Source organism: Neolewinella agarilytica, assembly GCF_900110645.1.
Classification (GTDB): domain Bacteria; phylum Bacteroidota; class Bacteroidia; order Chitinophagales; family Saprospiraceae; genus Neolewinella; species Neolewinella agarilytica.
Genome location: NZ_FOFB01000003.1, coordinates 77,570 through 89,289 on the forward strand (window position 1 = coordinate 77,570; position 11,720 = coordinate 89,289).

Below are 11,720 nucleotides of genomic sequence, written 5' to 3' on the forward strand. Positions count from 1 at the left end.
GGTGAATGGAAGAACTAGCAGGAATAATCATTCTTGGAATTTTTGCCCAATGGCTGGCCTGGCGCATTCGTGTACCCGCTATCCTGCCATTGATTGTGATCGGTCTGCTCGTCGGGCCGCTGTCTACGCTTTGGACCGAAGACGGATTAAAGCTCATCAGCCCGATTTTTGATGGTAAACCGGATGGTAAGGGACTCTTCCCCGGCCGCTCGCTTTTTTATTTCGTCAGCCTGGCCATCGGTATTGTTCTCTTTGAGGGAGGGCTGACGCTCAGGATCAAGGAAGTAAAAGAAACCCAGCGATCTATCCTTCGACTGATCTCGCTGGGGAGCCTGATTACCTTCATCGGGGCCGGTTTAGCGGCCCATTATATTATGGAGTTGAGCTGGAGTGTCAGCTTTCTTTTCGCCGGCTTGATTATTGTGACCGGACCAACGGTGATTGCGCCCATCCTGCAAAATATCCCCTTGAATAAAAACGTCGCTACGGTGCTGAAGTGGGAGGGCATCCTGATTGACCCCATCGGGGCACTGGTGGCCGTTCTTGTCTTTGAATTTATCAGCACGACGGACCACGGTATGAGCGTTACTTCTCATGCTTTTGGCACCTTTATTCAGGTAGTGATTTACGGCGGAACGCTCGGGTTTTTGGCCGGGCTGGCCCTGGTGCGCATCATTAAGCGGGAGCTGGTGCCGCACTATCTGCTCAATGTTTTTGTGCTGGCTTACGTACTGCTTATTTTTGTGGCCAGTGATTTTCTGGCGCATGAGTCCGGGCTGCTGGCCGTAGTCGTGATGGGCCTGGTGTTGGCCAATAAAGATGTGCCACGGATTAAAGAAATTCTTTCCTTCAAAGAAAGCCTGAGCGTACTGCTTATCTCCATACTCTTCATCCTGCTGGCCGCCAATATGGATATGGATGAGCTGCGCTTGCTGACCCAGGACTGGCGCCCGATCGCCCTGTTTGGATTTGTTGCTCTCGTTTTGCGGCCGCTCAGTGTGTTCATCAGTACCTACCAGGGGAACCTTTCCGTTGCCGAAAAATTATTCATCAGCTGGGTTGGGCCCCGCGGAATTGTGGCGGCAGGTATTGCTTCTCTCTTCGGACTTATCCTCCAGGAGAAAGGCGTTGCTGGAGCGGAATACATCACGCCCCTGGTCTTCATGATCGTGCTGGGCACGGTCTTGCTCAATGCCACTACGGCACGGATGGTAGCCCGGTTGTTGGGCGTTATTCAGGAAGCTTCCGGTGGCGTTGTTATTTTTGGGGCCAACGATTTTTCTATCGCCATTGCCAGTTATCTGAAGGAGCAGGGGCGCAATGTGCATCTGGTTGACAGCAACTACAACAACATCCGTAAGGCAAGGGATAAGGGGCTCGATGGTATCGTGACTAATATCTACAACAGCGAACTTGCCGAAGAGTACGAACTGCTCGATGTAGGCTACATGCTGGCCTTTACCGGCAGTAGCGACGTAAATAATTACGCCCTTCGCCGCTACGCGAAAATATTTGGTGAAAGAGGCGCTTACCGCCTCATCACGGCCGATGAGCTTAAGCAGAGAAGCGAGGCGGATGCAGAGTTCGTGTTCAGTTACTCGGATGATTTCCTCAACCTGAGTGAAGCCCACCGCGAGTCAGCGGAGGTGCTGGAAATGGCCTTTAGCAGCAAAGACGAGCTTTTGGAGATCCTCAAGAACGTGAACGCGGAAGAGTATACCGTGCCGCTTTTCCTGAAGCACCCCGATGGAATGCTGCACGTAGTCCCCCGCGATCCCGAAGAAATGACCCTCGAAGAAGGAACTTATCATCTGGTTTACCTGGGGCTGGAACTCCCCGCTCTGGCTGGCCGCGAAGAAAGTGGTGAGCTGCAGGATGCGCCTAACCAGCCGGCGTAAGAACTTTAGCAAAATGCCACAGTACCCCGGCGGGGTCAATCAGATGGATTTCCCGGAGGCCCCATTCATAATCGGTGGGCTCTTTCCAGCGAATGCCTTCGTAGCGATTTACCAGGTCCAGTGCCCGTAACTCCTCCCAGAGCTGCTCTAACTCTTCTACCATGAGGAATAACATGGTATTCTCCGCCCAGGCTTTGACGTAGTAGGCCTGTAAGTAAAACTGGCTGCCGCCGAGTTGGAACAGTACCATGTCATCCGAGGCCCAGATTTCAGTTGCTCCCAGGTCTTTGTAGAAAGCCCGGGAAACGGCGAAGTCTTTAGCGGGAACGAAGGGGCGGAGGTTAGAGGTCTTATTTAATATGGACATAGCCTAAAAATAGGGGTGAAGAGACTTAACTCTACACCCCGTTGCTGAATTTTCTTTGCTGGCCAATGCTTACTCCGGTACCGTAAGGCTACCATCATTCGCTTTTTTTGCCAGGTTTTCGTTGGCCTTAATGCTTAGTTCTACCCGCCGGTTCTTGGCGCGGCCGGCGTCTGTCTCGTTGCTGGCTACCGGGCGCATCTCACCGTAGCCGGTCGTTTGCATGCGGGAGCGGGTAATGCCGTCAGAGGCAAGGTAATCAGCAACTGAAGCGGCTCGCTGTTCGCTGAGTCGTTGATTAGCATCCTCCTTACCCACGCTGTCCGTATGACCATCGATGATGATATCGGTATCCGGGTAGCGGATGAAAATGGCTGCGAGGCGGTCAAGTTCCGCCCGGCTGGCGGCGGTAAGGGAGGCTTTGGCGAACTCGAAGAGTACCCCGCCCTCGAAGGTAACGGTCACACTTTCGGTAACGGTCTCTCCTGTTTCAGGGTCAATGGTTTCCACTTTTTCCACTTTGGCACCTGGTACTTCTTCTTCCAGTTCTTTAGCCTGTTTATCCATGTATTTACCGATGATGGCACCGGCCGTTCCGCCTACGATGCCACCAATAACGGCGCCCTTGGTGCCATCTCCTCCCTTCTTGCCAATGGCTCCGCCGATGACACCACCTGTGGCCCCTCCGATGACGGCTCCTTTTGCGGTTTTTGAGGTATTACAGCCAAAACCCAGGAAGACGACAAGGACTGCCAGTAGCAGAATAGAAGCTGGTTTTGAAATATTCATAATTTGATTGTTGGTTACCCGATACAACCGTTCCTCATTACCGGATGTTTGTTCCGGCAGGTTTTTCCGTGTCCAGCTCTGACGGCTGCAGCGTGTGCAATCTTATCGTTTAATAGGTCTGATTTTAAGCCCGGATATGGTGTTTCAGCCGGTCATCAATCCTGCAGTAATCTTCGCCGAAAGCAGGCACAATGGCACGCCCCCGCCAGGGTGCACGCTGCCGCCCAAAAAGTACAGACCGTCAATTTTCCGGCTGAAGTTCGGGTGTCGCAAAAAAGCGGCCATCGTGTTGTTGCTGCTGGTGCCGTAGAGCGCTCCCTGATGAGAGCCGGTCAGGCGTTCAATTTCCGGAGGAGTGACGATGCGTTCTTCCTCAATTAAATCTTCGAGGGTCAGGTTTTCTGCCGCTGACGCAGGTGCAAGGAGGCGTTTCTGGAGCAAAGTGAGTACCCGTGCCCGTAGCGTTTGTACCATACTTTTCCAGTCCTGCCCCGTATCCGCCGGAGCGTTCACCATCACAAACCAGTTCTCTGCCCCTGCCGGTGCATCTTCCTTGACGATCTTGCTGCTGACGTTGACATAGACCGTCACGTCATCACTCAGTTCTCCGGCTTCCAACGCAGTGAACTCCCGGGCGTAGTCTTCGCTAAAGAAGATGTTGTGGACACCCAGCTCAGGAAACTCCCGCCGGATGCCCCAGTAGAAGATGACGGCACTGGTGCTTTTTTGCTGGCTCAATGTTCGTGCCGGCCGCTTCGCGCCGGGCAACAGCCGGTCGTAGGCCAGCCAGACATCCATGTTGCAGACAACATTTTCCGCCGTCCACTCCCGTCCGCCCACCCGGACACCGCAGACTTTCCTGCCCTCCCGAAGGATTTCCTCCACCCGGCTATTGAAGTGAAAGCTGACCCCCAGTCGCATCGCTAACGCATAAATGCTCTGGCTGATATCGTACATACCACCCTCGGGCAGGTAAGCACCGAAGTGATGCTCAAAGTGCGGAATCATGGATAACAGCCCCGGTGCTTTGTAGGGGTTAGACCCGTTGTAGGTGGCGAAGCGGTCAAAGAGTTGTACCAGCTTTGGGTGCCCCAGGTCGCGCTCATGCACGGCGTGCATGCTCTGGAACAGATCTAGACCGGGGATGCGGAGCATGGCGCCGGCCACCTGCCAATCCAGCCAGGTGCTGGCTTTGTGGAGAGACTTCTCCAGGAAGGTCCGCCCCGTCAATTCATACTTTCGGGCGGCATCAGCCATGAAGCCCGCGACGCGCCCGCGCGGCACGCCGAAGGTCTCCGCAGCGGCGTCTGCCAGTTGATCGGTATCGCCGGGGGCGGAGAAGCGGGTGCCATCCGCCCACCAGTAATGGCAGACTTCCGGCAGGCGGACGTAATTAAAGTATTCCGTTGGTTCTTCGCCAGCCATCCGGAAGAGTTCGTCTACGTACTGTGGCATGGTGAACAGGCTGGGGCCGAAGTCAAAACGGTAGCCTCCCAGGCTAAACTGGCTGAGTTTGCCGCCGGGGCCGTCGTTGGCCTCAAAGACCTCAACCTGATGGCCGGCTGCTGCCAGCCGGACGGCGGCGGCCAGGCCGGCGATGCCGGCACCGATGATGATGGTTTGCATGTGAGTGAAAGGCTGCCTGGGGGAATATTGTTTTCATCGGGCAACTTAAAAACGGACGATTCCGTTTACTCTCCGCAGGCAGGTCCACTCCACCGCTTGCGGCCCCTTAGGGGAGACCGCAAGAGGAAAGTCCGGGCAGCGCAGGGCACCACGCCGGCTAACGGCCGGGGCCTCCCGAATGGGGGAGGTACGGAAAGTGCCACAGAAAGCTAAACCGCCTTTCCCTTCGGGGAAGGGTAAGGGTGAAAACGTGCGGTAAGAGCGCACGACGTTGCGTGGTAACACGGAGCGTGGGTAAACCCCGTGGGTTGAAATACCGAGCAGTATTGTTGCCGCTTGCGGCAGCCGGCGGTCCGTCGGTTCTTTCGGGAGCAATGCGGGTAGGTAGATAGAGCCCGGTAGCAATGCCGGGCCTGGATAAATGGTGGAGCTCACCGCCTTCGGGCGGTGATGACAGAACCCGGCTTATCGGAATCCTGACTGTACATGACGGCCCGGCTCTCTTCGGAGGGTGCGGGTCGTCGCCGTTTTTTGTAGTTGGGTGGTCTGATAGTCTAGTCGGCTGCCGCATTTTATAGGCGGCAATGTAGGGGAGATGCGATATTGCCTCCAACGCCTCCAACGCCTCCAACGTAGGGTGGTTAGAATCTGAGATTCAGCACTCTGAATTAGATTATTGCTGGAGAGTAAAAACGTTATAATTCACTGATAATTAATATCGAAGGGTAACCCCTCTCCCCCGGAGAGGGGCCGGGGGCAGGGCTAACGCATACTCGAAGCCGGACCCTCACCGCGAAGCAGCCCCGAAGGGAAAGGAACATTTTATCCTTCGCTCCGCTACGGAAAATGCACACTTCGAGGTCCTAAATTGGCAGTCTAGGACCTCGAAGTGTGCTCAGCCATGGAGCCGGAGGCGAAATTGCTGAGTTCCTTTGAGCGTCCGGTGAGTATGCGTTAGCCCTGGGGGCCGGGGGAGAGGTTTCCTAACGTAGGCAGTCACAAATTCTAACTACCCTACCTCCAGCGCCTCCAACGCGCGGAGCCTACAAGACTACCGAACCACCAGACTACAATACCTCCCTATCTTCGCACAAAATTTTCGACAAGATGGAAAACTGGGAAGAAGACTTTGCCTACCAACGCGTAAGGCACCTGATCAAAGAGCGGTTTAACCGGCCTGTGCTGCCAAACCTGGATGCCATGCTCTTCCTCATTGGTGTACAGGAGCTGGGCCGCTGGAAGGAAGAGTTTACCAAAGAGGAAAAACAGGACCTGATGCACATTGCTATTTGCCGGCTACTGAGCTATGACGGTCATTATGAATTTATCGGCCGTGACGATCAGGGGTGGCCCCATTACGAGCTGATCAGTAAAATTCCGCCGAAGGACCTGGCCGGGCAGGAAGCCCTGATTAAGTCCCGAATCGTTACCTACTTCAATGAACTGGAGGAAGAAGAGGGTATGATTGGTTAGTGCTTCATTAATTACCTTTGCCCGCAAACATACCTGACCATGCGTAAATTGATTCTTCTTGTTTCTGTAGCCATCGCGCTTAGTCTGCTGACCGGATGTTCCGGAGACGGAAATACTTACGTCTTGATTGAGACTAATATGGGAGACATCAAGGTGTTGCTCTATAACGAGACGCCTCTGCACAAAGACAACTTCGTGAAGTTAGTGGAAGAGGATTATTATGCCGGAACCTTGTTCCACCGCGTTATCCCGAATTTCATGATTCAGGGTGGAGACCCCCAGAGTAAGGGTGCTGCTCCTGGCACCATGCTGGGCGGTGGTGGCCCGGGTTACCTGATTGATCATGAGATCGGTGCTCCTCACCTCCGCGGCGCCCTCGCTGCTGCCCGCACTAACAACCCCGCTAAACAGAGCTCCGGCTCTCAGTTCTACATCGTTACCGGCCAGCCACAGAGTGCCGCCAGCCTGGATCAGACCGAACGCATGAAAGGCATCAAATACAATGAAGCTCAGCGAGAGGCCTACATTAAAGAGGGCGGACGCCCCGACCTGGATCAGGAATACACCGTTTTTGGTGAAGTCGTATCCGGAATGGAAGTCGTTGACCAGATCAGTGCTACGGCTACCGGCGCGCAGAATCGCCCCGTATCAGACGTCATTATCGAGCACGTTTCTATCGTACGTTAAATCATCCCTGCTTTGAAAAAATTATTACCGCTTCTCCTACTGGCTGTCCTTTTTAGTCAGTGCTCGGCTCCTAAGCCGATGTTTACGACTACTAACCGTAACGCCAAGGTGCTGGATGAGGTCCGTTTTGCCAACACTTCGCAGAAGGCTTCAACTTACAGCTGGTCCTTTGGCGATGGGACGTCCTCTTCCGAGGAGGCGCCTACGCACCGTTATTTTAAATCAGGCGACTACGTCGTCACCCTGACCGCCGAAAACGAGAAAGGGAAATCCAAGACCATCACTCAAACCATTACCGTGACTCCACCCAAGGAATGCCTCGTTCGCATTGAAACTTCTGAAGGCGATATGATCGCCCGTCTTTCTGACGCTACGCCTCAGCACCAGGATAACTTCGTCAAACTGGTAGAACAGAGCTTTTATGACGATCTGTTGTTCCACCGGGTAATTGACGGCTTTATGTTGCAGGGCGGAGACCCCAACAGCCGCGGTGCCGGACCGGGCGCACGTCTGGGGTCCGGTGGCCCGGGCTACCAGATTCCTGCTGAGTTTGTCGATAGTCTGGCTCACGTGAAGGGCGCCATCGCTGCTGCCCGGACGAACAACCCGCAAAAACTTAGCTCCGGTTCACAGTTTTACATTGTGTCCGGGCGTGCGGTAACGGACGCGGAACTCAATAAACAGGAAGCCAGCACTGGTGTCCGCTACCCAAGTGCCATCCGCGAAGAGTACCTGGAAAAAGGAGGAGTTCCTTTCCTGGACCAGAACTACACCGTTTTCGGTCAGGTTATCGAAGGATTAGACGTGATCGATAAGATTGCTAAGGTGCAGACCGGAGCGGCTGACCGGCCAGCGGAAGATGTTTGGATGAAGATCAGCATGATTCAGTAAGCGCAAACCTCTCCCCGGCCCCTCTCCGGAGTGTCCTGCCAAAGGCGCAACGGAGAGGGGCATTGGCTCAACGCTTTGAGCTTTGGCTATAGAATAATCAAGTAAGGATGTAGAGAGAATCCCTTGCTTTTAGATTCAACCACACAGAGACACAAAATGAAAGACCACGTAATTCTTGGCATTGACGTTGGGGCGACCGGCGTAAAGGGTGGGCTAGTTGATGTTCGCCACGGGCGAATGCTCACTGAGCGGCACCGTTTTGATACACCGGCTCCGGCTACGCCGAAGGCTATTGCCGCAACGATCCAGAAACTGGTAGATCATTTTGAATATGACGGTGTCGTGGGGGTAGGTTTTCCGGCAATAGTCCGCCGGGGGGTGGCGGCTTCCGCCTCCAATATTGATGATAGCTGGATCGGGACGAGTATTACCGATACCTTTGAAAAAAAGACGGGGCTCAAGTTCTTTGCCGTCAACGATGCGGATGCGGCGGGGATCGCCGCCATGAAGTTTGGCGTAGGTAAAGAATACGCTACTGATGGAACAGTAATTATGGTTACCATCGGTACCGGCCTGGGAGGAGCACTATTCGTTGACGGAAATCTGATGCCCAACCTGGAAATCGGGCAGATTTACCTGAAAAACCAGAAAGAAGTAGCTGAAAAGTTCATCAGTAATAAAGTCCGCAAGGAAGAGAAGATGGACTGGAAGACTTTCGGCAAGAAATTCAACAAGGTCATTAGCCACGTAGACTTCATCTTCAACCCTGACCTGATCATTCTGGGAGGAGGGGCAAGCAAATCCTTCGAGCAGTTCGAAAAGCACCTGGACGCCTACGCTACCATTAAGCCGGCCAAACTTCAGAATACGGCGGGGACCGTAGGTGCAGCGGTGTATGCCTGGGAGCGGAGTAAGAAATAAGATCGTAAACACTCGGTTTGGAGCCTGGGGGTAATTCGCGTAGTGGATTAGGTTCATCCGTGTGTCTTATTGAGACCGCTCATGTGGTCTAGTTAACCGTTCGTGGAAAAAGGGGAAACGTATAGGTGAGTGCTACTCAACTTTGTGTAGCAAATGAGGCCAAGTAGTCTCTCTTTTTCTCACCTTAATGCATTGTTATTATGCGAACCGTTTCATCCCTTTTACACGCTACCTTGATGGCCTTTTTTATTCTTGTTGTTGTAACTCCTGCCTCAATACAGGCTCAACGCCCGGGTGGGGCTCAACTCAACAAGTCGATTAATGGGCGGAACGTCGGCCTGGTCACAGAAGCCTATAATTCAATTCAAACGACCTGGTTCCAGACCAGAGACAAAATCTGGCAAACGACCAATGCTTCCGGGCAGGTCGTTGGTACCTACAAAGAAATGGGGCGAGACGAGTGGTCTGTATATCTTCAAGACAACCGACTCACCAAAATACAAATCGATCTGTGGCAAAAAAAAGTCTATGACCGTACGCGAGGTACGGAAGGGGACATTATAAAAGCATCGCTTCGTTCAAGCTCCACGGCACCTGCGTCCGCGCCTGGTTCGGGAAACTGGACTGCCTTCACGATGGATAATAAGCCCTATTACCTTCGCTCTGTCGGTATGCCCGCCGAGCGCATGAACGTATACGGGAACAAGGCCGCCGTTCGTGCTAACGTAAAGGTCAATCGTGCTCTGGATGAGCTTAGTCAGACTTTCCGCTTTGTTTCCTCCAGCGTTCCTGGTGTGTATTTACTCAAAACAGAGATGGGTAATATGTTTCTTTCCGTAGAACATTCCCGTACAGCTGATGGTACCAATATTTTCCTTAATAATCTGCTCAGCGGAAAAGCCAACCAACAGTGGTACATAGAAAAAAACGCTCAGGGGCACCTGCGCTTCCGCTCCGCCCTGGCCCCCAATACCTATCTCGGAATAGACCATCAGTATAACATCGTACTGTTCAATGGAGAGAAGGGGGAAAACATGTACTTCACGGCGGAACCCGCCGCGGGTAAAACCCCATCAACCCAGACCGCAGGCCGTACCAATCTGGGTTTTCCGAACCATACTATGTTTGATAACGGCCTGAATGACTTTGGACATAATGACGGCTGGAGTTCCATTAAGCATTTTCGTGGAGTAGGGGACGTGAATGGAGACCGAATTCCCGACTTTATTGGCTGCGGCACCAAGGATGTTTTTGTTGGTCTGATGAAGAAAGACCTTTCATTAAGGAAAGCTAAACGGGGACTACCAAACAACCTTGCCTACAACTCCGGCTGGCGGCCGAACCTGCACGATCGCTTTATTGGCGATATTAACAACGACGGTCGGGCAGATCTCGTTGGCTTTGGTAGCAACTCCGTGATGGCTGCTTTGGGCAAGACGGACGGTACATTTACCAGCGCTCGTGAGATACTTAAGGATTTTGTCAATAGTAAAGGCTGGACGAGTGAAAGGCACTTCAGGACTTTTGGTGATGTCAACGGTGATGGTAACCTTGATGTCATTGGTTTCGGTACGGCAAAGGTCTTTGTGTACCTCGGCAACGGAGATGGAACTTTTAAACCTGATGTAATAACCGCCCACACCAGCTTTACCCCCAAAGCAGGGTGGTCTACGAGTAAACATCGCCGCTTAGTTGTAGATATGAATGGCGACGGCCGGGCGGATATTGTAGGCTTTGGAACCAACCAGGTATTAATGGCTGAAGGGCGTAAAAACGGCACTTTCGGGCCGGAAATCCCGCTACTCAATGATTTTGGTAGTGCTAAGGGTTGGGTAAACGACAAGCATGAGCGTGCCGTTGGTGATGTTAACGGCGACGGTAAAATGGACATCATCGGCTTTGGCTATCATAAGGTTTATATCGCACTTGGCCAGGGCAACAACCGTTATGCTACTGTTATAGAAGCAACGGGTGATTTTACCACGAAAATGGGCTGGAATGGCAAAGACCATACCCGCCTGGTAGCAGATATGAACGGTGACGGTAAGGCCGACCTGGTAGGCTTTGGCAACCGTGGCATCGTTATCCGCTTGTCTCGATCGGAAGGCTCGACGATGCGGTTTGGTCACGTTCTTATGCCTTCAGGTCTATTATCGGATAACCGCAGTAATTGGATGGCTAAACTGAAGGATGATCTGAGCATTAAAGACATCACCATTCCCGGAACCCATGACTCTGGCGCTGACTATGGCTGTCCCGACCCCGCTTTTAATAAATATGGTAAATGTCAGGACTGGTCCATCGATAAGCAGCTTAAGCAAGGTGTCCGCTACCTGGATATTCGCCTGAACATCGAAGACGGAAAGTTGCAGAATTACCATGGCCGCTGCGACCAGCGCGAAGACTTTGGTAGTATTCTAAAGACGATCACCAGCTTTCTGGCCGCTAACCCTTCTGAAGGAATCCTGATGCGCGTTAAGCGGGAAGACGATGAAGAGAGCGGATATAAAGATCGTTGGGACCAGTACGTTGCCGCCAATGCGAGTTACTTCTACAAAGGAACCAGCATCCCGACGGTAGCTCAGCTACGTGGTAAGATCATGGTACTCGACAATGTTGGCGACCTGGCTGATTACAAGTGGAATAGTATGAACGTACCCGGTGGAGGCTACAAAATCACGGATGACAACACGATCAATGACCGCTACGTAAAGCAGTTCAATCGAATGGTGGCTTGTAATAATCTGGGGAGTCGCCGTAGTAAGATTTGGATCATTGCGTTCAACGGTAATGCACTTGACTGGAACAGCCTCCCGGAGGGTGCTTCGTGGGGTGAGGAAGTAGGTAATTTTTTCAGTAATGTCGGTAATATCCTGGGGGGCGTCGTTCAGGAGGAAATTGGCCCGGATGATGTAGCCGATGAAATTGTTCCGAAACTCACCAAAGCAATCGGTAGTCCGGATTACAATCGCGGTTCTTACGGTGTTGTCTGCCTGGACTTTCCTACTCCAAAACTACTTGGCTTACTGATTGACACTAATAATATGGAGAGTAAGCGTAATTAGGAGAAA

At 52.7% G+C, this 11,720-nt stretch carries 9 protein-coding genes and 1 other RNA gene; 7 read left to right on the forward strand and 3 right to left on the reverse strand.

The window, feature by feature from the left end; genetic code table 11:
• Window positions 1-5 precede the first annotated feature (5 nt).
• Complete coding sequence (locus BM123_RS03815) at window positions 6-1,898, forward strand: cation:proton antiporter (RefSeq protein ID WP_090165498.1); 1,893 nt, start codon at window positions 6-8, stop codon at window positions 1,896-1,898.
• On the opposite strand, the gene BM123_RS03820 is transcribed toward BM123_RS03815, so the two are convergent.
• The 3 genes from BM123_RS03820 to crtD form a co-directional block, all read right to left on the reverse strand.
• Complete coding sequence (locus BM123_RS03820) at window positions 1,882-2,265, reverse strand: VOC family protein (protein WP_090165499.1); 384 nt, start codon at window positions 2,263-2,265, stop codon at window positions 1,882-1,884. The two genes, BM123_RS03815 and BM123_RS03820, sit on opposite strands and share 17 nt — an antisense overlap.
• Before the next feature lie 69 nt (window positions 2,266-2,334).
• Window positions 2,335-3,051 (reverse strand): OmpA family protein, encoded by a 717-nt coding sequence (locus BM123_RS03825; RefSeq protein ID WP_090165500.1) that lies wholly within the window; start codon window positions 3,049-3,051, stop codon window positions 2,335-2,337.
• A gap of 144 nt (window positions 3,052-3,195) precedes the next feature.
• On the reverse strand, window positions 3,196-4,677 hold the full coding sequence (gene crtD / locus BM123_RS03830; protein WP_090165501.1) for a 1-hydroxycarotenoid 3,4-desaturase CrtD: 1,482 nt from the start codon (window positions 4,675-4,677) through the stop codon (window positions 3,196-3,198).
• A 78-nt stretch (window positions 4,678-4,755) separates the two neighbouring features.
• Here crtD and rnpB point away from each other — a divergent pair.
• The 6 genes from rnpB to BM123_RS03860 all read left to right on the forward strand — a co-directional run bounded on the left by rnpB (window position 4,756) and on the right by BM123_RS03860 (window position 11,714).
• Window positions 4,756-5,161, forward strand: an RNA gene (gene rnpB / locus BM123_RS03835) — RNase P RNA component class A.
• 623 nt (window positions 5,162-5,784) lie between these two features.
• Window positions 5,785-6,150: a hypothetical protein gene (locus tag BM123_RS03840; protein ID WP_090165502.1), complete on the forward strand. Its 366-nt coding sequence runs from the start codon at window positions 5,785-5,787 to the stop codon at window positions 6,148-6,150.
• Between the two features lie 39 nt (window positions 6,151-6,189).
• Window positions 6,190-6,837 (forward strand): peptidylprolyl isomerase, encoded by a 648-nt coding sequence (locus BM123_RS03845; protein WP_090165503.1) that lies wholly within the window; start codon window positions 6,190-6,192, stop codon window positions 6,835-6,837.
• A gap of 12 nt (window positions 6,838-6,849) precedes the next feature.
• Window positions 6,850-7,728 (forward strand): peptidylprolyl isomerase, encoded by an 879-nt coding sequence (locus BM123_RS03850; protein ID WP_245748419.1) that lies wholly within the window; start codon window positions 6,850-6,852, stop codon window positions 7,726-7,728.
• Between the two features lie 156 nt (window positions 7,729-7,884).
• On the forward strand, window positions 7,885-8,649 hold the full coding sequence (gene ppgK / locus BM123_RS03855) for a polyphosphate--glucose phosphotransferase (RefSeq protein ID WP_090165505.1): 765 nt from the start codon (window positions 7,885-7,887) through the stop codon (window positions 8,647-8,649).
• A 200-nt stretch (window positions 8,650-8,849) separates the two neighbouring features.
• Entirely contained in the window at window positions 8,850-11,714 is a 2,865-nt protein-coding gene (locus BM123_RS03860) for a phosphatidylinositol-specific phospholipase C domain-containing protein (RefSeq protein ID WP_090165506.1), read from the forward strand.
• Window positions 11,715-11,720: the final 6 nt, after the last annotated feature.